Annotated in this window: 24 protein-coding genes and 1 tRNA gene; 12 read left to right on the top strand and 13 right to left on the bottom strand. The window is 64.5% G+C overall.

What is annotated here, in order from left to right; all coding sequences use genetic code 11:
- The 7 genes from CQW49_RS07345 to CQW49_RS07310 all read left to right on the top strand — a co-directional run bounded on the left by CQW49_RS07345 (window position 1) and on the right by CQW49_RS07310 (window position 4,195).
- Window positions 1-759: a hypothetical protein gene (locus CQW49_RS07345; RefSeq protein WP_003612656.1), complete on the top strand. Its 759-nt coding sequence runs from the start codon at window positions 1-3 to the stop codon at window positions 757-759.
- Between the two features lie 110 nt (window positions 760-869).
- Window positions 870-1,709, top strand: a complete 840-nt coding sequence (locus CQW49_RS07340; RefSeq protein ID WP_157926073.1) for a lysozyme — start codon at window positions 870-872, stop codon at window positions 1,707-1,709.
- Window positions 1,710-1,867: 158 nt separating this feature from the next.
- The gene (locus CQW49_RS07335) at window positions 1,868-2,095 is read left to right on the top strand and encodes an Acb2/Tad1 domain-containing protein (RefSeq protein ID WP_003612661.1); all 228 of its coding nucleotides are present in this window, start codon (window positions 1,868-1,870) and stop codon (window positions 2,093-2,095) included.
- A 52-nt stretch (window positions 2,096-2,147) separates the two neighbouring features.
- The gene (locus tag CQW49_RS07330) at window positions 2,148-2,387 is read left to right on the top strand and encodes a hypothetical protein (RefSeq protein WP_003612664.1); all 240 of its coding nucleotides are present in this window, start codon (window positions 2,148-2,150) and stop codon (window positions 2,385-2,387) included.
- 81 nt (window positions 2,388-2,468) lie between these two features.
- Window positions 2,469-3,197: a hypothetical protein gene (locus CQW49_RS07325; protein WP_003612665.1), complete on the top strand. Its 729-nt coding sequence runs from the start codon at window positions 2,469-2,471 to the stop codon at window positions 3,195-3,197.
- A 38-nt stretch (window positions 3,198-3,235) separates the two neighbouring features.
- The gene (locus tag CQW49_RS07320; protein ID WP_003612666.1) at window positions 3,236-3,493 is read left to right on the top strand and encodes a hypothetical protein; all 258 of its coding nucleotides are present in this window, start codon (window positions 3,236-3,238) and stop codon (window positions 3,491-3,493) included.
- A gap of 627 nt (window positions 3,494-4,120) precedes the next feature.
- A tRNA-Gly gene (locus CQW49_RS07310) sits at window positions 4,121-4,195 on the top strand.
- Window positions 4,196-4,270: 75 nt separating this feature from the next.
- Here CQW49_RS07310 and CQW49_RS07305 read toward each other — a convergent pair.
- From CQW49_RS07305 to CQW49_RS07270, 8 genes are all read right to left on the bottom strand, one after another.
- Entirely contained in the window at window positions 4,271-5,497 is a 1,227-nt protein-coding gene (locus tag CQW49_RS07305) for a hypothetical protein (RefSeq protein WP_003612667.1), read from the bottom strand.
- Window positions 5,487-5,762: a hypothetical protein gene (locus CQW49_RS07300; RefSeq protein WP_003612668.1), complete on the bottom strand. Its 276-nt coding sequence runs from the start codon at window positions 5,760-5,762 to the stop codon at window positions 5,487-5,489. Before CQW49_RS07300 ends, CQW49_RS07305 begins: the two co-directional genes overlap by 11 nt.
- Complete coding sequence (locus tag CQW49_RS07295) at window positions 5,759-7,018, bottom strand: phage portal protein (protein WP_003612669.1); 1,260 nt, start codon at window positions 7,016-7,018, stop codon at window positions 5,759-5,761. Before CQW49_RS07295 ends, CQW49_RS07300 begins: the two co-directional genes overlap by 4 nt.
- A gap of 1 nt (window position 7,019) precedes the next feature.
- Complete coding sequence (locus CQW49_RS07290) at window positions 7,020-7,550, bottom strand: HK97 family phage prohead protease (protein ID WP_003612670.1); 531 nt, start codon at window positions 7,548-7,550, stop codon at window positions 7,020-7,022.
- On the bottom strand, window positions 7,550-8,806 hold the full coding sequence (locus CQW49_RS07285; RefSeq protein ID WP_003612671.1) for a phage major capsid protein: 1,257 nt from the start codon (window positions 8,804-8,806) through the stop codon (window positions 7,550-7,552). Before CQW49_RS07285 ends, CQW49_RS07290 begins: the two co-directional genes overlap by 1 nt.
- Before the next feature lie 182 nt (window positions 8,807-8,988).
- A complete protein-coding gene (locus CQW49_RS07280; protein ID WP_003612672.1) occupies window positions 8,989-9,489 on the bottom strand; it encodes a hypothetical protein in 501 nt (166 codons plus the stop codon).
- A 79-nt stretch (window positions 9,490-9,568) separates the two neighbouring features.
- Window positions 9,569-10,180, bottom strand: coding sequence for a twin-arginine translocation signal domain-containing protein (locus tag CQW49_RS07275; RefSeq protein ID WP_003612673.1), 612 nt, complete (start codon window positions 10,178-10,180; stop codon window positions 9,569-9,571).
- A gap of 11 nt (window positions 10,181-10,191) precedes the next feature.
- The gene (locus tag CQW49_RS07270; protein WP_003612674.1) at window positions 10,192-10,869 is read right to left on the bottom strand and encodes a hypothetical protein; all 678 of its coding nucleotides are present in this window, start codon (window positions 10,867-10,869) and stop codon (window positions 10,192-10,194) included.
- Window positions 10,870-11,007: 138 nt separating this feature from the next.
- Here CQW49_RS07270 and CQW49_RS07265 point away from each other — a divergent pair, with 138 nt between their 5' ends.
- Together CQW49_RS07265 and CQW49_RS24440 are read left to right on the top strand one after the other, a co-directional pair.
- Entirely contained in the window at window positions 11,008-11,259 is a 252-nt protein-coding gene (locus CQW49_RS07265; protein WP_003612675.1) for a helix-turn-helix domain-containing protein, read from the top strand.
- 53 nt (window positions 11,260-11,312) lie between these two features.
- The gene (locus tag CQW49_RS24440; RefSeq protein ID WP_003612676.1) at window positions 11,313-11,543 is read left to right on the top strand and encodes a CCDC90 family protein; all 231 of its coding nucleotides are present in this window, start codon (window positions 11,313-11,315) and stop codon (window positions 11,541-11,543) included.
- A 398-nt stretch (window positions 11,544-11,941) separates the two neighbouring features.
- Here the strand turns inward: CQW49_RS24440 and CQW49_RS07260 are convergent, their stop codons facing one another.
- The 5 genes from CQW49_RS07260 to CQW49_RS07230 all read right to left on the bottom strand — a co-directional run bounded on the left by CQW49_RS07260 (window position 11,942) and on the right by CQW49_RS07230 (window position 18,369).
- Complete coding sequence (locus tag CQW49_RS07260) at window positions 11,942-12,922, bottom strand: hypothetical protein (protein WP_155931299.1); 981 nt, start codon at window positions 12,920-12,922, stop codon at window positions 11,942-11,944.
- A complete protein-coding gene (locus tag CQW49_RS07255; RefSeq protein ID WP_157926072.1) occupies window positions 12,919-13,251 on the bottom strand; it encodes a helix-turn-helix domain-containing protein in 333 nt (110 codons plus the stop codon). The genes CQW49_RS07260 and CQW49_RS07255 overlap by 4 nt, the downstream gene beginning before the upstream one ends.
- Before the next feature lie 323 nt (window positions 13,252-13,574).
- Window positions 13,575-14,507 (bottom strand): hypothetical protein, encoded by a 933-nt coding sequence (locus tag CQW49_RS07250; RefSeq protein ID WP_003612679.1) that lies wholly within the window; start codon window positions 14,505-14,507, stop codon window positions 13,575-13,577.
- Between the two features lie 915 nt (window positions 14,508-15,422).
- Window positions 15,423-17,270, bottom strand: coding sequence for an extracellular solute-binding protein (locus tag CQW49_RS07235; protein ID WP_003612684.1), 1,848 nt, complete (start codon window positions 17,268-17,270; stop codon window positions 15,423-15,425).
- A gap of 109 nt (window positions 17,271-17,379) precedes the next feature.
- A complete protein-coding gene (locus CQW49_RS07230; protein ID WP_003612685.1) occupies window positions 17,380-18,369 on the bottom strand; it encodes a GlxA family transcriptional regulator in 990 nt (329 codons plus the stop codon).
- Between the two features lie 484 nt (window positions 18,370-18,853).
- On the opposite strand from CQW49_RS07230, the gene CQW49_RS07225 reads away from it, so the two are divergent.
- The 3 genes from CQW49_RS07225 (at window position 18,854) to CQW49_RS24435 (ending at window position 22,427) form a co-directional block, all read left to right on the top strand.
- Window positions 18,854-19,663 carry a DJ-1/PfpI family protein gene (locus CQW49_RS07225; protein WP_003612688.1) on the top strand — a complete coding sequence of 270 codons (810 nt, stop codon included), beginning with the start codon at window positions 18,854-18,856 and terminating at the stop codon, window positions 19,661-19,663.
- Window positions 19,664-19,787: 124 nt separating this feature from the next.
- Window positions 19,788-21,932 (top strand): TonB-dependent siderophore receptor, encoded by a 2,145-nt coding sequence (locus CQW49_RS07220; RefSeq protein WP_157926071.1) that lies wholly within the window; start codon window positions 19,788-19,790, stop codon window positions 21,930-21,932.
- A 324-nt stretch (window positions 21,933-22,256) separates the two neighbouring features.
- On the top strand, window positions 22,257-22,427 hold the full coding sequence (locus CQW49_RS24435) for a hypothetical protein (RefSeq protein ID WP_155931300.1): 171 nt from the start codon (window positions 22,257-22,259) through the stop codon (window positions 22,425-22,427).
- The last annotated feature ends 98 nt before the right edge of the window (window positions 22,428-22,525 follow it).

The raw sequence follows: 22,525 nt of genomic DNA, 5'->3' as shown, positions 1-22,525 counted from the left end.
ATGGCGCAAAATCCGCTCTTCATCATGCTTCCGTTCTCGGTCGATAATCCGTCGCTGCCCGTCATCCCGCTCACGCAAATCGAGCCGCTCGCGCCCGGCGAGCCCGCGGCATGGGATCATTGGATTTTCGGCGCCGGCGAAACGACGCTCACGGGCCGGGTCAATAATCATGTGTTGACGCCGCAAGGCTCGCGCGCCTGGGCCCCGAACTATGTGACGATTCCGATGGCGACCGGAAACGCGCTGGTGTCGTCGAAGACGGAATCGGCGACCGTCGCGGACACGCTCTGCTGCGTCGCGCGCATTCCCGGCGCTCTGCCGTCCGGCTCGGCGGTGATCATGGGCTCGCTCGGCGATGCGGTCTCGCCCAACACCGGCGGCGGCCTATTCGCGAGCGGATCGGCTCTCAGCCAGAATCACCGCGGTCTCTCCGGCGTGATCACCAACACCGGCCTCACGCTCGCCGCGGACATATGGATGTTTCTCGCCGTGGCCCGCGATTTCAGCGGCGCGAGCAAGACCACGCGCGTGCTGCTCGGCGGCTCGCCGCTGGTCGAGAATGGCGGGATCAGCGGGGCCTACAACAACAGCGCCGGCTATCAGGCCTTCGGCGACGCCTATCTGACGACGGCGACGACAGCGCATCTCGATCTGGCCGAGGCGGCGATCTACGTCGGCGCGATGAGCGGCGCCGACATGGCGCTGGCCTATGCCCGCGCCAAAGAGCGCCAGGCCGCGCGCGGCATTGCGGTGCTCTGACCTCGGCCCTCGTCTTCTCATTCTTCTCCATCGTCTCCCGCGCCGTGATCGCACGGCCGCGGCCTCGCGCCTGCGCGCAATCTCAAAACAGGTGACTCATGACCATGCGAATGAGCGCGGACGGCCGCGCAACATTGATTCAGCGCGAGGGCTTTCGCACGAAAGCCTATCGCGACAGTGTCGGCGGCTGGACGATCGGCGTCGGCCACACATCCGCGGCCGGAGAGCCGAAGGTCACATCCGGCCTCGTCATCACCAAGGCGCAGGTCGACGAAATCCTCTCGCGCGATCTCGGTCAATACGAGGCCGCTGTGAGCAGCGCCGTGCGCGCGCCGCTCACGCAAGGCCAGTTCGACGCGCTCGTGAGCTTTTGCTTCAACATCGGCGTCGGCGGCTTCACGAAATCGACCGTCGTCAAGCGGTTGAACGCCGGAGATTACAAGGGTGCGGCCGACGCCCTGCTATTGTGGAGCAAGCCGCCGGAGATCATGGGTCGCCGTCGCAGCGAGCGCGAGCAGTTCCTCGCCGCGCCGAAGGCGTCGCGAGCTCCTGCTCCCGAGTCGCCCGCGCCCGCGCCGTCGTCGACGACGGCCATCGCCGAGCTCCATCCCGATGAAGCGATCTCGGCCGATTATCTTCGCGCCGCGGGCTCGCGCACGATCGCCGGCGCCGATCTCGTCAAGAGCGTCGCGACCAAGGCGATCGGCGGTGACGCTGTCGCCGCGATCGTTCAGAGCCCCGATGCGATCGGCAAGCTGCAGGACGCCTATGCGGGCTTCCAGCACGGCGCCGATCTGCTGGAAATCGCAAAGAGCTATTGGCCGCTCCTCGCTGGCCTGGTTCTCGCGCTGCTCATCGCCTGGCTCGCATGGCGCGCCATCCATGCCGCCGACAAGATCGCCATGGCGCGGGTCGACGACGCCGTGAACGGCCTCAACATCGGAAGGTGATGACATGCAAGCTCTGAAGATCCTCGCCGGCGTCGTCGCCGGCCTCGCCATCCTCGCCGCCCTGGTGAGCATTCTCGCGCCCGTGGCGGCGGGCCTCTCCTTCGTCATCCGCTGACGGCCGCGCCGGGCGGTTTCCCGGCTTATTGCAAAGGTGAATAATGACCTCGATCGAATCCACTTCCGACAGTCGCACCATCAACAATGCGGTGCGTCACCAGTATCGCGTGCTCAGTGACGCCGAGAAGGCGAACATGCAGGCGATCAAAGATAAGGGCCTCGAGTTCCTGGAGCTCGTCGACAGTCTCGGGTCCAGCCGCGAGCTGTCGATCGCGCGCACCAAGACCGAAGAGGCCGTCATGTGGGCCGTGAAGCACATCACCGCCTAATCCGTCGAGTGACGGCCGCGCCGGGCGGCTTCCCGGCAACCAAAGGTGCAAAATGACGACAACGATCACTATCACGTCGCACAACTATCCGGTCCTGGTCGAAACCGTGGATCGGACGCAGACTCCGAACGGGGAACATATCTCGCGTCATGTGAGAGTGCTCTGGCCCGAGGACGGCGCGGTCGGTTTCTATTCGACCACCAGCCGCAGCATCTTCGTGCGCGACATGGAATATGACGACCCGCGCGCGGTCGCCGATCGCGCGGCGCGCTTTCCTGTTGCCGTCGCCTGATCGGCAACTCGCAAATAATCCTTACAAATTCCCCGCGCCGGGCGGCTTCCCGGCAACCTCCAAAAAATCGAAAGCACCACCATGAAAATCACATCCGCATTCGCGGGCGCGGCGCTGGCCGCTGCGTTCTGCGTCACGCTCTCAGTCTTCCTCGCGCTCACTCCGCTGCGGGATATCGGCCTCGTCGCGCTCGGCGTCCCGCTCGGCCTGTTTGGCGAGTCGATCGCCCTCCGTTGCGCCCGCCTTCCGGTGAAGACGGCGGGCTCCGCCTTCCTCTCGGCATGCGCCCTGATCGACGCCGCGCGCACGCGCGAGGCGGCGATCGTCGCCCGCATCGCCGCCGCGGCGGCCGTCGCCACCGCGGCGCTGCTGGCCGTCGCCGGCCCGTCCTATGCGGCGCAGGCCGTCGCCGCCGCGCCGCCGGCCGCCAATGTCGTCTCCATCCCCTGGGGCGACTGGCTGGCCTCACTGGCCATGGCCTCGGGCGGCCTGTTCACGTTGATCGCCTCCTACGCGCTGCGCGGCGCGCCGGCGGCGCTGCGCGCCTATCTCACCAATGACGCGATCGCCAAGGCCGCGCATTATGTGATCGCGACCGAGGTCGGGCTGGTCCAGGGCAAGACAGTGGAGATCGGCGTCGCCAATGACCTGATCTTCACCATCGCGAGCCGCCTCGTCGACAGCGAGCCGAAGATCGCCAAATGGGCGGGCGCGCGGCTCGAGCCGCTGATCGTCGCCGAGCTCTCCCGCCTCGGCCTGATCCCGCCCGAAGCCGACGCCGCCGCCCTCGGCCTGACGGCCGGAACCTGACCAGCATCGCCGCGGCAAAAAGGAAAGGGGGAGGGGCAATGCCGACGCCGAGCTGTCACGCGCAAACCGCGCTGTCTCAAATCGTCTCCGGACTTGCGACCACGACGAGCGACCGGATCGCGCTCGCGCTCGCGCCGGCGGTCGGAACGGCGCCGTTATGGATCGACAGGGCGCGCCAGATATCCGAGCTCGGCGCCATTCTCGGTCCAGGGCTCGCCGCGCTGTTCGTGGCGAGCAAGATCGTCTTGACCTGGGTGCAAATCTGGCGCGCCGCCCGCGCCCCATTGCGGGAATAGCACGCGACTCCACCCGCGACACCAAGCCCCGCCGGCTCTGCCGGCGGGGCTTTTTCGTCCGTGCTTATCCGCGGGCGGGAAAAAGGAGGTCTTGAGCCGCTGCGCGCATTGTCGCGGACATCGTGGGATATTGGCCCGTAGCTTCTTGAGCCATTGCCCATGCTTCTAGCTCAGCGGCAATTGCTGGGTCTGATTCCCGGCGTTGAATTCGAGTGATGGCTCGCTCGAGCAAGCCGATCTGCTGCGCGCGAATGTCCGCATCGGTGGCCGGGCCCCGAATAACCTGCAGCCACGTTTTAAGAGCCTCGGTAGTGTCCACGATAAGCCTCCGTTTCCAGCTGTCGGCGCTACACAATAGAGATTTTTAGCGTGAATGAGGGGGCGAGAAAATCATGTCCCCGGTCGTTGGCCTCGAGACCCGCAACACCGAGCCCCGCCGGCCCCCGCCGGCGGGGCTTTTTCGTATCCGTGCGAGGACCGAACAAGCCGCGAACCGCCACGGGACTTTTTACGGGACTCTGCGCGCCGAAAAGCTCCGTTCGTTTCCTTTTCCTGCCTCAGCCAGCGCTCGGCGGCTTGCTCAGCCAACCGAAAAATTCTATACAAACCGGGCCGTTCCGGCGGAGCGCGGGCGTAGTTCAGTGGTAGAACGACAGCTTCCCAAGCTGTATGTCGTGGGTTCGATTCCCATCGCCCGCTCCAAATTTCGTCAGGCGTGACAAGGGCTTGTCGCTCTACCGCTAACCTACGCGTTCCCCACGTTCCCCATGGCGTTCCCTATGCGTCGTTCGGCTTGCGTTCGGCTCGATGCGCCGTCCGGAGCTGCGCGACCTTGCGCGACTTCCCGATGGTCCCGCGGACGTAGCGGGCCGTGGTCGAGGCCTGCGCATGAGCGGCCTGCGACCTGATGTCGTCGAGAGCCGCGCCGGCGTCGTCGGCCTCGGATATTCCGCCCGCCCGCGCGTCCATGTTCCAGACGCCCGCCGGCACTCCCGCCGCCCGCGCCACGATGCGCCACTCTCGCGCATAGGCGTGCTCGGCGTAGGGCCGCCCGGCGAGCTCGTCGACGATCAGCGGACCAACGCGGCAATCGGCCGGGACCATGGCGAGGATCTTCATCACCAAGGGGCAGAGCTTCAGGTCATGGGCGGCGACCGCGCCCGTCTTCGTCGTGACCTTGTAGACTTCGAAGTCGGCGGACAGGTCCGCCCAGGTCAGGCCCTTCACCCAGCGCCGCCGGCCGAGACAAATTCCCGAGGCCTCCTCGCCTTCGGCGATCGGCTCCCATTCGCCGATCACGTCCCGCTGGCGCAGCGTCGTCTCGAATTGCAGCGCCGTCCCCAGCGCCAGCGACAAGCGCCCGCGCTGGAGCGCGACCGGGAGCAGGGCCTCCACATGCTCGAGCGTCAGCTTCGATCGCCGTTGCGCCGGCTGCTCGAACTCGGTCACGCGCAAGATGGCGTGGAGCCGCTGGCACTCCGGCAGCTCGGCCGCGACGCCATAGGCGACCAGGCGCCGCACCATGCTGACAATCCCATGCGCCTTGCGAACGCGCTCCGGCGCGCCGGGCTTCTTCGGCTTGCGCGCGGCGTCATACCAGCGGCGGAAATCCGCGAGCCCCAGGCAGGCCAGCGCCCGCGCGCCGAACGCCTTTTCGATGCTCTCGAGCGTCTGATCGTAAGTGCGCCGCGTGTTCCACTTCAGCCGCTGATAGGGGCTCGCCTCGTCTCGCTGATAGAGCCGCACCAGCGCCGCGACCGTGCCGTCGAAGGGGCGCTTCGACGGCGCGCCCGAGGTCGCCGCCCATTGCAGCATTTCGGCTTGCAGCTTCAAACAGGCGGACGCGATCAGCGCATGTTGCGACGAGTCGCCGATGTCGTAATGCAGCGGAACCGTTTTCGGGCGATAGCCCTTCTTCGCGATGTCGGCGCGCGCGACCCAATAGAGCCGCGTCCCGCCGCCTTTGTTCGGCCTTCGCTTCAGACCGGGGAAGTCATAGTGCATCGAGGTTCTCCTTTCCGTCCGGATTGGACGCCTCGATGTTAGAGAGGCCGTAGCGCCGGCGGAAGAAGACTTCCACGGCGGGCCAATAGCGCCCGCCCATCAGCGGATCGACGCGCGGCAGGCCTTCGCGCTCGAGCACGATCGCCTTCGCCGCCCATTCGGCCGGCGATTGCGACAAGCGCCGCGCAATTTCCGCCTCGGGCGGAAAGAGTCCCTGTGTCTTGGCGCGCAAGACGGTCTTTTCGGGAGCGGCGGCGCGCGTCATCCGTTCGCTCCCGTCGCGCCGTCGCCGAGCGGCGGGCCGCCGTTGTGGCCGAGCGGCGCAGCGCCGAGCGGCGCCCAATTGACCGGGACGTGATAGACGTCGCCGCCTTCGATCGGCGGCTCATTCTCGCGGCGGCGAATATCGTTCGGCGAGAACACGCCGATTTCACGCGCGAGCCGATAGCTTTCGTAGCGAGTTTTCATGTCGCCGCGGAGCAATTCGGCGAAATCGTGTCGGAAAAAATACGAGCGTCGGCCCGCGGTCGTAAGCAAGCAGCGCGCAAAGGCGCTTTCAAAGCGCGCAGCGAGAGGCGCAAGACAATTGCGAACAAGGGCCAGCGCCTCCTGTTCTGTATTGGCATACGTCGAACGATCTACAATCCCGACGCTCGTTGGAGGGCAATCGAAAATGCGCGCGATATCCTCGGCAGAATATTTCCTCGTGTCGAGTAACTGGGCATCCGCCGCATTGATACGAATTTCTTTGAACTCGCCGCCGTTCGTGAATACCGCCGGCCCAGCGAAGCGATTGTTGGCGCCGTGCTTGGCCATCCAGTGCTTGCGGATTTCGTCCGGCGCATCCTTGGAGGCGCCGGACGGGAATGTGATGTATCCATCCGGGTTAGAACCATTGTCGAAATAGGATCGAGCGAAATCGTTGGCGGCAACGGCGACGCCAACAGCGCCGTCAGCGATTTGCAGCGGCGACAGGCCGTAAATTCCATCGCGGCTCGGTCCCCGAACGTGAAGCATCTCTTCTTGTAGAAGCGTCCAAGCCTTTCCGCTGAAATCGGTCGCGCGATATCGACGGCGACCATTGGCGAGGACCTCGATCGATACCGTTGTCGGCGCAAACGGATGGAGTGCAATCACCTGGCCACGATTGTCACGCTCGACCCGTGCGTAAGCGTTTCCATGCAAATCATGGGATCGGATCAAGAACTCCCGCAGCTCATAGGCGCTTTGGTAATCATTCGGGCATGTGTTGAGCACATCATAAAGCGGATGATTGTCGGCCTGCTCGACGTTCGAAGGCCCGAGATTGCGATGCACACATAATGGGACGCTCGCCAACCCCTGAGATCGCCGCGCAATGCAAGCGGTCGCCACACCGAGAGCGGAAATTACACCTTCCGGCGATGTGCCGCCGGCGAGATAGCTTCCCCGCGCCGCAACGTAGGATTCGAAATAGCCGCCATTCCCGCCGGCGCGCTTCTCATAGCCGAAGACAAAGGCGAGACGTTCGATAAAGTTCATGTCAGCCTCGCAGCAATTCGGCATAACGGCGCCGGAACCAGCTCGCCGGGCGATCTTTCAGATTGCGCGCACGCGCCTCGACGATCGTATTCGTGTAGGCGGGCCACGCGCTCACAACTGAGACTTCTTTCAGCTCGACGGCGCGCAGCTCGCGGCGATTGCCGTTCCAGCGTTCATCCGTCGCGACGAAGCCAAAGGACATTCCGCCGAGGTCGCCACGCTCGGCGAGCGCGAGCATGTCGCGACCGAGCGTCGTCTCTGGAAGGTCGATCGTGAAGGCGAGGCCGCGCGCATTTTCCGCGAGGCGCAGCGTTCCGCTCTTGGTGCGGCCGAGCACGCGCGACGGATCATGATCGACCAGCGCGAGAATATCCGCGCCGCTCGCCAAGCTCGTCGCGAACGCGCCTGGCCGGATGATTTCGACATAATCGCCGACGCGCGCCTCGCTATCGAATGTCGCGGCATAGCCCTCGAGGCGTCGGGGATTGCTCCCCGACGCGCGAAGCTCGATTTGAAGGGCGCGGCGTTCCATCACTGAATGCCCGTGAGAATTTGAAGCTGCGACGGGCGGGAAACCGTCACGTCCATGGTCGCCAGCGCTGTGAGGCGCAAGCCGCCGCTCGCCGCGTCGCTGTAAGGGTCGCGAATGAGGTCGATCGCACCCCAAAGCCCGACGAAGATCGGAGGCACGCCGCCGGCGCTCGTCGTGAGAAGCGCCTTCGTCGTCGCTGGCGAGCCGGTCGGCGCCGCGAGCGCATTGCCGCTCATGACGATGGCGCCGAAGTTCTCGCGCATCCGGTCGAACTCCCATTTCGGCCCCGCATCGGACGCGAGCGTATTATCGAGCTTGTTCCACACTTCCGGCCGGATCAGCGCCTTGACATCGCCCGGCCCGGCCGCGGCGTTGGCGATCAGGAAGCGCATGACGGCTTCGCTGAAAGCCGCATAGGACGCCGCGGCGTCGATCGCCGTGGACGTAATGCCGTAGGAGCCGACCAGCACGCCCGCGGGCTCGCCGGACGCGCCGGCGCCGAGGAAAACGGCGCGGTCCATCGCCTCGCCGATCGCGCCGTTGAGATCGCGCCGCACGGCCTGCTCGAGCGCGTCGCCGCTCTGCTTTTGCGCCTTGCGCGTGATCTTCGCTTGAATGCCGAGCGTCGAGTTGGGCGCGAGCGGGCGGTCGGTGGTCGCATAGGCGGTCGGGCCGCCGACGTTCCCCGTCTCGCTCGACGCCCAAGCGGCCGCGACGCTCGACGTGGTGACGGGATATTCGACGGCGCCGGAGTCGATTTGCACGATTTCCGCGCCCATGCGGACAGCGGCGGCCTCGGCGAAAAGGCGATCGATAATCGGCATGGTGCGAACCGGGTTCGGCACGCCACTCCCGACCGTCTCGCCCGAGCGCTTCTCGAGCACGCCCCACGGGATCGGCACGCCGCGATAGCCGCCACGATTGCGCAGCTCCGTCACCACTTCGGCGGTCGCGCCGGTGAGCGCGCGGCCTTCGTCGAGATAGGAGACAGCCTGGCGCAGCTCGAACTTGCCGACCAGATCGGCATATTCGCGCTCGCCGCGGTCCGGCGATGCGATGATTTTGCCGGGCGCGTAGCGGCGTTCATACTCTGCGAATTTTTCGGCGCGCAGGATATCGCCGTCCAGCGTGCGGACTTCCTTGTCCAACGCATCGAAGCGCGTCCGGCTTTCCTCGTTCAATTCCGCGCTCGTCAGTGTCGACATTTCGGCGAGCTTTCCGGCGCGGCTTTCCTTCAGTTCGATCAAATTCGGCATGAGTAAGCCCTTCTGAGAGACGGCGCGCCCTGTGGCGGACCGCCACCGGCGGCGTCGCGCCGGCGATTCGGGAATGGGTGCGGTCACGGCGGATTGACACCCGTATCTGTGCTTTCGGGAGCGGCGATCCGCCTTTCCGTTATTGGGCCGACCGCAGGCCCTCAAAATGCGCTCCCGGAAGATCATTCCCGCGGTTTGTTGAAGAGCGCGTCGATAGCCTCGACGATTCCAGCGATGTGAATTACGCCCATGCGTGAAGCCGGCTTGATATCGTCGGCAGGCCCGTCGCCCGGATCGTCGTCGGAAACAAGAACGCCATCGCCAGGGTCATCGGCCATGAAGACTTCACTGGCGAGTCGGGCGATCGATATGGTTTGGGCTGCTGTGCTCAGGAAGGTTCCATTCCCAGTCTTGCGGTTCTCTACCCACCAGGGCGCGAGCTCGCCGCGTGCTTCCTCTGCAAGCCAACGAGAGGCGCGAGCTGCGGCGTCGATCGGCGCGTAGCCGATATCAGTCAGCGCTGCGACGAACGCGATTTCCAACGTGTTGGAGCGGTTGAAGTCGCGGGCAATTCCGGCGGTCGTGGGAGGAAGTTTCGTCGTCATGACGCCACGATTGACGGTATTCGAAACGAAATCGACGGAACAGCCCGCGACTATCGCGACTTGCTGGCGAGTGACCATATGCGCTCTCCTATTCGGAAAAATAGTTACCTATTTTCCTGAATACGTCAAGCGCTCTTGGATGAAAATCGACGACGGCTCAACAAAACTCTTCAGACGCTTTTCGGATTGTGCCTCCATACCGATGAAATTCTAGAACCTTCAACGCCGCGCGGGTCGCCCGCGCCGGGGCGGTGGAAAGCTCGCCTTCGAAGTAGAATTCCTCGTTATCCAACACCCAGAGCGCCGTGACCTCGAGAAGCGCCAAGGCTCCCTCGACGGTCGCCGGCTGGGTTTCGAGCGCGGCGCTCATCGCGGCGAATTCCGCCTTTCCCGATGCGTCGGCCCTCTCTTCGACTTCATCTAACCTATAGCGGCGCCGCACGGCGCGTAGAGCCTCGAGGTTTCTTTCGAGCCGGCTGCGCAGCGCCGTCAGCTCCGGCGTTTCGGGAATAGCCCGAAACATGCGGTCGAATTCCTCGAGGCTGAAAATCTTGCGCTGTAGAGGGTCCAGCGCGTCGACTTCGGCGCCATAAGCGGCGTGGGCGCATTCCGAGCGCTCCGCATCGGCGTCGGCTATGGCCTTCGCCGCGCGCCATTCGGCGATCGCGGCGAGCACAGGATCAATCCCCGTGCTCGCGGCGGCGAGGGCGGGAACGGCGGCGACGGGCGCGGCGGCGAGGCCGGCGATGAATTTGCGGCGCGTGCTCATGATCGGCCCCCTTACGCGGTGATTTCGCCGGAGACATGCAGCTCGATAGCCGCCATGATCTCGGGAGCGCCGCGGATGCGCCAGAGCGGCCCCCAGCGGCGTTTTTGATCAGCGAGCATGTAGCGGAGCTTCACGGGGAAGCTCTCGCCGCAGGGGACGGCCGCCAGCTCGCGGGACGCCGCGTCTTCTTCCGCCGTGAGGGCGGACGGCAGATCGCCGGGGCCAGGATAGGCGGCGACCGCACGGACGGCCGCCTTGTGGCGTTCGATCGCCGTCAGCAGAGGGTCCGCCAATGCGGGCGTCCAGGCGGGCGAACGAAGGATCGACTCGACGAAGGGGCGCAACTCGTGGCCGTCGGCGTCGTATTCGAAAGCATAAGCGAGGCCCGCTCGGACCCCGTCGAGCGTGAGAGGAACGGTCGAGAGGAATGCGGCTTCTTCGGCGCGCAGCTCGGCGAGGGTGCGGTCTCGCAAGGCCTCGGCCTCGGCCTTCGCGCGCGCGTCGCGCTTCACCATCGCTTCATCACAGGCGATATCCGCCGCCGCGTGCCGCGCCTCGGCCGCGCGAAGGCGCTCGATCGCCGCGAAGATCGGATCGACCGCGGGCGCGACATTCGCGGCGCCAGCGGGGCCAGCGCCAGGCTCGGCGTTTTCCGCGGGGAGGAAAGCGACGTTGGACAGGTCGAACATGGTCGAGTCTCCTTTGGGCAATGCGAGGCCGTTCGCCGGAAAGAGGTTTCCCGACGACGACGATGCGTGTAAAATCATGTCTACAGCCTGATTTACGCCCGTGTTTTTCAGGCTGTCAACCTGAAACAGGTTAGCGACATGAAAATCGAAGCCGTTCAATCCAAGATGGCGAGGGTCGCCCTCGGCTTGACGGGGAAGCAGTTGGCTGAAATGGCTGGCGTCTCATTGGACACAATCAATCGCCTCGAGGCCGGCGAGGAGCTGAAGCCCCGCACGGTCGCCGCGATCCGCGCCGCGCTTGAGGCGGCGGGCGTCATCTTCGTCGACGAGAATGGCGAGGGTCCGGGCGTGCGGCTCCGCAAAGGCGGGACCTCTCGCGTCCTGACGTGATCCGCGCTATTTTATCCGAAAGGCCGGCACTCCGACCGAAGAGGACCGAGAACGTGAGCGCTATCCCCTTCGACTCCCATGCCTTCGTAAAACGCCTGATCTCCGCTGGCATGCCGGAAGGACAGGCCGAGGTTTTGGCCGAGGAGCAGGCCAAGCTCATCGAGACGCAGCTCGCCACCAAGACCGATATCGAGCTGTTGAAGCACGAGCTGACAACTCGCATCGGCGGCATGATCGTCGCTCTCGGCGGCGTGCTCATCGCCGTGAAGTTCTTCGTGCATTGAGGCCGTCATGAGCGCCGCCGCCGCCGGGGCGTTCGCCGAGGCCACGAGCCAGGAACTTCCCCGCTCATTGACCGGGCTTGGCGACGAAGGGCGGACCTCGAGGCGCGCCGCGAGGAAGCCGACCCGCAATTTGCGGGTCGGTTCGCCCAAAGAGCCGGACCCGCGCCGCTTCGCGTCCCTTTGCCGAGCCAATTCCACATCAAAAATCCGCGCATAACCGCCATACCACAAGAAAAAAGTTCTTAGGAATATCGCGGAATTTTCCAGGTTGTTAGGCGACCGGTCGCGGGGCGGGCGGTGTTTGTCTTTCGAGGGGGTATCCCCTCGGCCGCCGATCACGGTCCCGGCGCGGGACTGTGATCCAAAGTCGCCGGCTGCGACTATGGCCCCGCTGCCGATCATGCCCTCAAGCCCTCGGCCGCGCCGCTCGCATCCTTCGCCTTGAGGCTCGGAGGCCACTGCGCCGGGCGTATGCAGCCGGTCGCCGCCCTGCCGAGCGTCTTGCGCTCGAACTCATGCCAGCGCTGCAACTCCGGCCCGCCGTCCCTCAACCACCATTTCCCGTCCGGCCTCTCGCAAGCCGTTCCCGCCGAGCCCTTCGGAGCGGTCGCAGGCGATGCGCCGGCCGGCGGGCTCGGCGACCGAGGCCGATAGGTCCACTTCCGCTCGCCGAGATAGGTCGACGCATGAGGCGGATGTGTCCGCCCCGCCATGGCCCCCTGGAAGGCTGCGGCCCCGCTGATCGCCGCCTCCCGATCGGTGACGCTCAACCGATCGAACGCCTTGCGAGCGCCGCCTCGGGACTCGCCGAGGCCGAAGGTCCAAGCCGCCTCGAAGCGCGACCACGCCTCATCGCGAGGGCTCGGCCTCGAAGCCTTCCCTTCTTCCTCGGAAAGCCCTTCCTCCCGCTCCTGCGGCCCCGGCAGGGGCGCGTTCGGTTTTGTGAGAGAGTCTGTGTTTTGTATCTCTATAGTTCTTTTGTATGCGTCCTGATTTACCGTATCCGGTAAATCAGGACGCGGTGATTTCAGGAAGCGGTCCACTTCCTGGATTTCAGGAAGTGGGTCCGGCTCCTCCTGAATGATCCAGCGCGAGCCGGCGATCCGCCCGGTTTCCGGGTCGCGCATCGTCTCCAGGCGAGCGAGGCCATGCTCGCGCAGCTCGCCGAGCGCCTTGTAGACCCGATCGCGACCGATCTTGTTCGCCTTGGCGAGTTGCTCGATGATTACCCGCCAATCCTCGGGCCGCGAGAGCAGATCGAACAGGATAGATCGCGCCTCACACGACAGGCCGAGCTTGTTCTGCAACAGATCATTGCTGATCGCGGTGAAGCGCGAGCGATGCGCGCCGCGCACGATGGTCATGGAAGCCGAGCTCATGCGCGCCCCCATTCGCCGCCGATCGCCGCGACATTTTCGCAAATGTCGCGTGGTGCGACATTTTTCCGCCGGCGCGACTGGCGCGGCTTCGGACATGCGAGAGTGATGCGGTTCACGTCCCGCCCGCCGTCCTCCCGGAAGCTCGGCGAGCGCACGATCAATCCCCGAGCCTCGAGCTTGACGAGGTGGCGCCGGACGCCATCGTTCTCGATTTCGCAGATGTTGCCGATCGTGGCGTTCGTGCAATTCGTCTCGCCGCGCTGATCGGCGAGCCTCGCGAGCGCCAGCAAGACGAGTTTCTGGGGAGCGCCGCCGGCGCGCTGCTTCATGGCCCAAGCCATCGCGCGCGCGCTCATGACGCGCCCCCGAAAGCGGCGGCGGCTCTCTTTTCGAGGTCAGCTTGCACGTTCCCTTCTCCTTAAGAAGAAGGGGAACATAAGGACGTGAAATCAGCGGGTTATCCGAGCTTCCCAAGCTGTATGTCGTGGGTTCGATTCCCATCGCCCGCTCCAATTTTCGTCAGGCGTGACAAGGGCTTGTCGCTCTAGCTTGCGCAACGCCGCCGCGCAGATATCGGACCGCTCGGATTGCGTCCCAGACAGCTGGATCCGGAGAATGCCCCGGCCGCGAGCGGGAGACAGGGCGTGGCTCGTCACGCGGACGTATCCTCCGAAGCCGCCGGCCAGAGCGCCCGGCGGACCTGCTCCTCGCTCAATTCATGCATAGCGTCGAGAAAAGCGCGGTCGGGGAGGAACTCCGCATAGGCGCGATAGAGACGGAACGTCGCCCGGCGCAGGGCGGCGCGATGCGCCTCCAGCCAGCGCCGCGCGAGCAGCTTCTCGAAAACGATCGGTCCGAGCTTGCCAATGGCGAGCAGCCCGAGGCCGAGCAAAGTGAAGGTCGAGACCTGCGCCAATTGCATGATGAAATTGACGAGCCATCCGAAGACGAGGCTCACGACCAGCAGCCGGAACCAGTTTCGCCGCGCCGCGTCGAGACCATAGCGCGGCAGGAAATGTGCGATCTGTCGCGCCACGTCGCGCCGCCGCCCGCGCAAGCTGCCGAGGATCGCCCGCGCGAGATCATTGCTTACCTGCGATGACCAATCGGTCATGAATTCGAATTCCGGCGGCTGGGTGAGATAGCCGCTCTCGCCGGTCAGGCGGCCGACGGTCGCGAGCTGGCGGCGGATGCGCTCGACGCGGAGCGTCCATTCCACATCGCCGAGGCGCCCACGGGCGCGCTCGAGCCGTGCGAGACGCCGATTTTCGACGATGGCCGCGAGCAGGACGAGTAGAAAATTCAGCTCGCGACGGGCGAGCTGAAAATCGAGATCGGCCGTCGCCTCGCGGTAGCGAGCGTCCCGGATCTCGACCAGGAAGCGCGCCGCCTCGCGCGCAAGGCTCGGCGCATCGGCCTCGCGGCGCGCGAGCGTGCGTTGGAGCAGTGCAAAAAACCGTGCGTTCTCAGGATGCTGCTCCGCGGCTCGGGCCCATGCGCCCTGATGCGTGGCGATGATCGAAAGAGCGTGATCGCGAATTTGATTCTGATCGGCTTCGGCAATAAGCGTTTCGTCTCTGGACATGGCGCGAAATCCAGCGGTTCGAGGCTCCGTTGGCGCGCCTTCCGCTCGGAAAGAACGCTCCAAGCGAAAAAGGCGAGAGCCTCGCGTCGCCCGACTTCCCCGAAAGAGCGAGCCTCGACAGGCTCGCGCTCGAGGAACTGCAAGACACGAGGCCGACCATATCGTCGAATTGCGGCCATGTCCCCATTCTCGTTCCTCGACATAGAGCGAGCCTGCCCATCGTGACGCCTCTCGCGCCGTCCGAGGCGAGGCCACTCCTCCGCGACTGACGCACTCGTGGGCGACAAGCAGCCTTGTCGCGCTGTGCGTCCGATTTCAGGCGCTTCTCGTCGTCGGTTCCGTGAGCGGGCGGGTCAATCTCGAGAGGTCGCTGAAGGAGGCCGCGACTCCGTTTGCGGATATATGTCGTCCGGCCCCGGTCACCATCCGCGTCGATCCCCTGGCCGATCGAAGTCGACGCGACGCCCTCGGCGGTTCGCCGAGAATCGAGCTGGTCGCGCGCTCCACCAGCGGCGCTCTGCTGACGATCCCGGAATCCTCAACGTCGATGGAGCGACCAATATTTTTGCGTCTTCCAAAGAGCGCACGCGGCGAGCGGCTTGTCACTCGGCGCGGCTGGTGCTGGCCAGCGGACGCCGATCATGCCGGACCAAAATCGAATTTCATTCGCGAGATCTTTCTGCGCAACAAGCGCGAACAGCTCGACTATCTGAAACGCAGGGTGGCCCGGACGATGCTGCGGACGCATGCGACAGAAGTGGAGCATTTCGCCGATGCGAGCCTCGCGCCGCCGGTCGCGTCAGGGCCCTATGTCGTCGCCGATATGTCAGGCCCGGCCAGCGGCTCGCGCTTCGGCGAGATCTCGAGTTCGCGTCAAAACGGCCTCGGATCAGGCAAGAATCAATTTTGATTCAATCATTTGCGCTGATCGAACCACCAATCGTCGAGGAGGAGGTTATAGGGAAGTATCGGGTAGCGAGGCGTCTTTTCCGGATGTATCAGCCTCGCGTCGTGAGCCGTCCAAATTTCCGAGGCGTGATAGAGCGGCACGAAATAGAACCCCGACAACAGAACGCGGTCGAGCGCTCGGGCCGCCGTGATCAACTCATCCCGGCTCTCGGCGGCGAGCAGCGAGTCGATTATCGCCGACACGGCCGGCGAGGCCGCGCCTGCGAGATCGCCCGCAGCATCCATCGCGATCTCGCTCCAGTGAACGCGCTGCTCGCTCCCGGGCGCCGCCGCGCTGAGCCAGCGCGCGACGACCATGTCGTAATCGAAATGCTGACGTCGCCGCACGAACTGGACATAGTCGACGAGCCGCACCCGGGCGTCGACGCCGATTTTCGCCAAAGAAGCAGAAAAGCCCAGGGCGACGCGCTCCTCATCCCGGCTGCTGACCAGGATTTCGAATTGCAGCGGCGCGCCATCCCTGACCAGCCCCGTATCGGCGCGAGCATAGCCTGCGGACTGGAGCAGCGCCTGCGCGCGTCGGGACAGCTCCCGGTCGCGCGCCGTGCCGTCATGTATCGGCGGCCGCCATTCGCCGGCCATCACATCCGCTCGGACGACATTCGAGAAGCGGGAGAGGAGGCGCATTTCGGCTGCGCTCGCAGCATGGCCCGACGAGGCGAATTCGCTCTCGTCGAAATAGCTAATCGTCCGCTTGTAGAGACCGGAATAATAATTGGCGTTGATCCATTCGAAATCGAACATCATCCCGATCGCCTCTCGCACGCGCACGTCGCGAAACGCTTCTTTGCGGAGGTTGAAGAGAAAGCCCTCTATGCCGACGGGACGCGGCGGCGTGATCGCCTCCTTGACGACGCGACCATCATCGACGATTCGCAAATCATAGTGGTTCGCCCAGCGGCCGGCGCTCGTCTCCTCGCGAAAATCGACGAGGCCGCCCTTGAACGCTTCGAACAGCGCGCCCGCGTCACGGTAGTAGTCGACATCGATCTCGTCGAAATTGAACAGCCCACGCCTCACCGGCAGGTCCTTTCCCCAATAGTTCGGATCTCGCCGAAGCACGAGCCGTTGGCCGGGCCTGACATCGGCGACGAGATAAGGGCCTGACGCGACCGGCGGCGCGAAGCTCGCATCAGTGAAATGCTCCACATCGGTCGCATGCTCGGGCAGGACTGGAAGAACGGCGAGTTGGAGCGGCAGCTCCCGGTCGTCGGTCCCTGTGAGATCGAAGAAGATCGTGTGAGCGTCGACGATCTCGGCGGCTCCGACCCGACCGAGTGTCTCCCTCAGCCGCAGCGCGCCCTTCGTCCGGAGAAGCTCGAAGGTGAACAGCACATCGGCGGAAGTGATCGGAACGCCATCGGAAAAATGCGCGCGGGGATCGAGATGAAAGGTCACGCGCCGACGCGCGTCGTCCATCTCGATGGAGCGCGCGACGAGCCCATAATAGGTCTTCCGCTCATCCTCGGAGCGCGTCATCAGCGTTTCATAGACCGCACCGAGAAGAAAAAGCGGCGACCGGACATAATTCACGTTGAAGCGATTGAGGCTCTCGAAGGCGCCGAGCATTCCGAGTCGAAGCCTTCCGCCCTTGGGCGCGTCGGGATTGGCGTAGGGCAGATGATCGAAGGTCTCGGGCAACGCCGGCGCTCCGACGATGGCGAGCCCATGCCGCGGCTCCGCCGCCTGAGACACATTTCTCGTCGGCTCGACGAGCCCGATCACGAATGCGGCGATCGCCGCGATTGAAAATCTGCGCCATTGGCCGCGCGCAGCTTCGAAAACCACATTCATCGCCGCATCCTTTTTTGATCTCGCTGATCGGGCCGCGTCGCCCTACCGCCGTGCGCGACATTCCCCTCGAACAGCCATGGGTCCTCGCGCGCTCTCCAGCGGAACACTCTCAGCCGAAGCGTTCGCGATATTCTTTAGGTCCGACGCCATGCACGCGGAGGAAGGCGCGCCGCAAGATTTCCTCCGAGCCGAAGCCGCAGCATTTCGCGATGCGCTTGCTCGGAAAATGCGTGTCGAGCAGAAGCTGCCTGGCGGCTTCGACCTTCCGTCGCTCGACCCCTTGGCCGGGCGTCATGCCCGTCTCCTCGCGATAGCGCCGCGAGAAGGTTCTCTCGCTCATTCCGGCTCGGTCGGACAGGCGGCGCAAGGACAGATCTTCCGTGAGATGGTCGTCGATCCAAAGGTGCAGCTCGGCGAAGCTGTGATTGGGCGCCTGCAGCGTCACCGCATCGCTGAATTGCGCCTGGTCGCCCGGACGCTTCGGAAACACGACGAGGCGCCTTGCGACCGTCAGCATGATCGGGCGCCCGAGATCCTCCTCGACCAGCGCGAGCGCGAGATCGATGCCGCTGGTCACGCCCGCCGACGTCCAGATCGGACCGTCATGGATGAAGATCGGCCGGGGATCGACCGTGACGCGTGGAAACTGGTGGGAGAGCCGCGCGCAGAACTCCCAATGGGTCACGGCGCGGCGCCCGTCGAGAAGGCCTGCCGCCGCGAGTATGAACGCTCCCGTGCAGACCGAGGCGACGCGTCTCGCCGAGAGCGCGCGCTGCTTGACCCATTGGGCCAGCCTTTCTTGCTCCCCCGCTTCCGTCGCGCCGCGTCCTCCAGAGATGACCAAGGTGTCGATCCTGGCGCCGGCCGCCTCGAAAGGCGTGGTCGCGATCACGAAGCCGCCGGTCGCGACAATCGCGTCGGAGGAGCTGACGATCCGAACCTCGTAAGCGGGCGGCAGACCGCGGCGCGCGAGAATGTCATTGGTCGTGGTGAAGACCTGAAACGGCCCTGTGACGTCGAGCAGTTGCGCTCTCGGAAAAGCGAGAATGTCGACGATCCGGGATGTGTTTGGCGAGATTGGTTGGATTTTTGGCGACACAGCCGTTTGCGTCCCTGCTAGCTTGCCTTGCCTAGCGCGATACGGCCTCTCTCGAGGGGCTGGACGTTCTCGAATGACGGAATGCGGCTGTCCGGCGCCAGCGGTGGGGTCTGGACAGAGTCGCGGAACGGCAAGTAGTATAGGAGGCCGAGTTGAAAATCGCAACTGCGACTATCGTTGCAAAGTCCAGCGATCCGAGCGCGTCAGAGGAATTCAGCTCCTCCGCCTCCAGCGATCATCTCTTCATGAGCCGGCGTCGAATGTTCGCTTGGCCGACACCTCCTCTGTCCATGGATTTCGCTGTTCCAGACGGCGAAATATAGCGGCGAAACGCCGCAAGTATAATTCTTATACACCTGCATAAGTTCTGAACTGCGCGCCTGTCGCCCGCAGAACTCTTGCGCGCGCCTTCGACCCTCCGGCGAAGCGCCCGGATCGACGCCCCCCCCCCCACGACCACACGGCATGATCGGGAGCCTTGAAAATGCATGACTGGATCGATCGTCGCAGGCTCCTCGCTTTCGCCGGCGCCGCCGCCGTAAGTCCGGCGCTCGGGCAGGAGACGGGGAGCGCTCATTTGCATGCCATGATGGCCCCGGACCCGACGGCGCCGAAGGTGGCGATGCTCGTCTATCCGAGGATGGTCGCGCTGGATCTGATCGGGCCGATGACCGTCTTCACGATCATGCGTTGGAATCTCCAGCTGATCTGGAAGGAGCGAACGCCCGTGTCGACTGACGTCGGCGTTCCGATCGCGGCGAACGCGACGTTCGCAGAAGCCTATTCCGATCCCGACATCTTGTTCGTTCCGGGCGGCTTGCTGGGCACGATCGCCTGCATGCAAGATCCCGAGGTCGTCGATTTCGTCGCGGCGCTCGGCGCGCGCGCCAAATGGGTCACGAGCGACTGCACCGGTAGTCTGATCCTGGGCGCGGCCGGATTGCTGCGAGGATATGACGCAACCTCGCATTGGGGCGTCGCCGATCTTCTGCCGCTGCTCGGCGCGCGCCATGTCGCCAAGCGTGTCGTGCGTGATCGCAATCGCTTGACCGCCGGCGGCGCGACCGCGGGGATCGACTTCGGGCTGGTCTTGGTTTCGGAGCTCGCGGGGGAGGAAGCGTCGCGCAGAGATCAGCTCATTCTCGAATACGCGCCCGCTCCGCCTTTCCGCAACGGAACGCCCGATGAAGCAGGGCCGGAGCGCATGGCGGATATACGCAAGGGGAGGGTCTGGATGGACGAGCAGGCCCGGCTCGCCGTCGAGGTCGCGCGTCGGCGGCTGGCGCCCGGATGACATCCGCGGCCCTGAGAGCTGCGCTGCAAATGGCCTCTCCTCAATCTGCGGGACGACGCCGTCGTCGCGGATCTTTGTCCCGATCAAAAACGCAATGATCAATCTACAGAGAAAGAACGGCCTGATGTCCACCTCGCGCTCCCTGCTCATTTTCATGCTGCAAGCGGGCGCTTCGGCGCCGGCGATCCTCGTTCTCGCCTCGTCGCCGCAGGCTCGCGCGCAATCACCAGAAACGCTCCCGACCATCGAGGTGGGACCACAACGAGCCGCGACGGGGAAGGCGCGGTCGACCGACCCATCGGCTCAGAGCTATATACGAGAGCAGGCGCAATCGACGCTCAAGCTCGCCGCGCCGATCCATGACGTGCCGCTCTCGGTCCAATTCGTGACGCGGCGAGTGATCGAGGAACGTCAGGCTCTCACCGTTCGCCAGGCGATCGAGACCGTGAGCGGCGTCGAGAGCAGCAACGCCTTCCCGGGCTCGCTGTCGTTCCGCATTCGCGGCTTCAACGACGCCGGCGCCAATTTGCGCGATGGTTTTCGCGAGACCAGCAATCAGCAAGATGTGCAAGGGATCGATCGCATCGAAGTTCTCAAAGGGCCCGCATCCGTCCTCTACGGCGGCTCCGTCGCGTCGGGCGGCGTCGTGAACATCGTCACCAAGACGCCGCTCGACGCGAATTTCCTCCATGTCGACATCGCGAGCGGCAGCTATGGATTGGTCCGGCCGACCTTCGATCTCAATCGTGATCTCACGGGCGATCATTCCCTGCTGATGCGACTCGACGGCGCCATCGACCGCTCCCACACGATCAAGCAATTCGGCGAGCAGGAGAACGTGTTCCTCAATCCCAGCATATTGTGGCGCGCGACCGAGCAGGACACGTTGCTGCTCCGCGGGCAATGGTTCAACAGCGGCTTCAGCTATGGCGCCTATCAGGCCCCGCTCGCGCAGCAGACGCTCGCGCTGCCCCTCTCCTTCAGCTACATGGATCCCAATCAGAGCCAATCCCACAAGGACGCCGAGCGCGTCAGCCTGGAGTGGACACACAAGTTCGACTCAGGGGTGAAGCTCCGCGTCGGCATGAATGTCTCCGACGTGAATTATTCGCTCGGCACGGATCGCTTCTCGCGACTGTCGGTGGCGGCGAATGGATATACGCTCTCCCGCTCTGTTCAATCCGGACCCGCGTGGGTTCAGGATTATGATTGGCAGAACGAGCTGTCGGGAAGTTTCACGACGGGGCCGCTGCAGCATGACTGGCTCGTCGGCGCCGAAGCCTATTGGAGCCTCAATCATACGATCGGCTACGCCGTCGCCGTGCCGACGCTGAATCTCCTCTCCCCCGTCTACGACGTCGCCATCGGCGCGCCGAAGCTCTCCTCCAACACCAGATCCCGCGTCGGCGATTTCGCCGGCTATGTGCAGGATTTCGTCACCCTCGCCCCGCAATGGCGTCTGCTCGCGGGCGTCCGCTACGACTCCATCACGACGAGCAGCCTCAATCAATTGTCGGCGACGCCCTGGAGCCTCAACCATGCGCAGCGGTTCTCACCGCGTTTCGGTCTGAATTTCGAGCCCATCCCCGACACCGCGCTCTACTTCAACTGGTCGAACAGCTTCGTGCCGACCACATCCACGACATCCAGCGGATCTCCGTTGCCGCCCAGCGCGTCCCAGCAATGGGAGGTGGGCGTGAAGCAGAAGGCCTTCGACAATCGCGTTCAGGCCACGCTCGCCCTCTACCAGCTGACGAGGAGCAATGTGCCGACGACCGATCCGACGAACAGCCTGTACAGCGTGGCGTCCGGATTGCAGCGGAGCCGCGGCGTCGAGCTCGATGTGGCAGGAGAGATCGCTCCCGGCTGGAACATCGTCCTCAGCTATGCGCACACTCTGGCGAAGGTGCTCCAGGACAATCGCCTTCCGGTCGGAGATCTTCTCGCCGGCGTTCCCCGCCATTCCGGCAATCTCTGGACGACATATGAGTTCCAGCCCGACTCGTCGCTGCATGGATTCGGTCTCGGCGCGGGACTGCGCGCCGAGACGCAGAGAGAGGCCGCGCTGCCCAACACATTTCTGCTTCCCGGCTATGTGCGGCTCGACGCTTCCGCATGGTATCGCTTCGACGTCGGCCGCCAACCCTTCAAGCTCCAGGTCAATTTCCAAAACATGACGAACCGGCAGATCTACGATACGGACGGGGCGTTCACGTTGCGACCGATGCAGCCGTTCACCGCGATCGCCAAGCTCAGCACGGAGTTCTGAGCGGTCGAAGCCAGAGTCGATGGGGTCGCTGGTCAACGCGGCCTCCGATCGCGGTCAGAAGGTCGAATACGTCATGCGCGATCGGAACGATCACCACTGTGAACTTATCTGCATTGACGAAAATGCTTGGTAGGGAAGCGAACAATGCTTCGGCGTGCGAATTTTCCGGAGATCGAGAGAGCCGCCAGCGCGAACGCGCTCGATGCGCGCCGACTATTGGAAACGCTCCGGCGATATTTGCCCCTTGCCGCCCATCCGAGAGGACGATTGCGGGCGTCACTGATCGGAGCCGCACAGCGCGGAGCTTTTGACGACAGATGCAGGGTGACCGGCGTGTTCGACGCCGGCGAGACCTTCGGCCTCATGTGCCAGGTCGAAATCGGCGCCGACGCCGCCAGGGCGATCTTCGTCGCGCCCATCGCCGAACTCGCGTTCGACCGCAGGCGCCCGATAACTCGAGAAATTGTCGACTACTGCCGCCGACGCCGCATATAACGTGTCCGCCAACCGTCATCAGCGAGTGAAGCGCATCAACACGCGAACTTCAAGCCGGGATCACGCTAATGACCCGCCGCGAAAGTTCGCGATGTCCA

It is taken from the genome of Methylosinus trichosporium OB3b (genome assembly GCF_002752655.1).
GTDB classification, from domain to species: Bacteria; Pseudomonadota; Alphaproteobacteria; order Rhizobiales; family Beijerinckiaceae; genus Methylosinus; species Methylosinus trichosporium.
The sequence above is the reverse complement of the archived record's forward strand: the minus strand, read 5'-3'. Positions and strand labels throughout refer to the sequence as shown.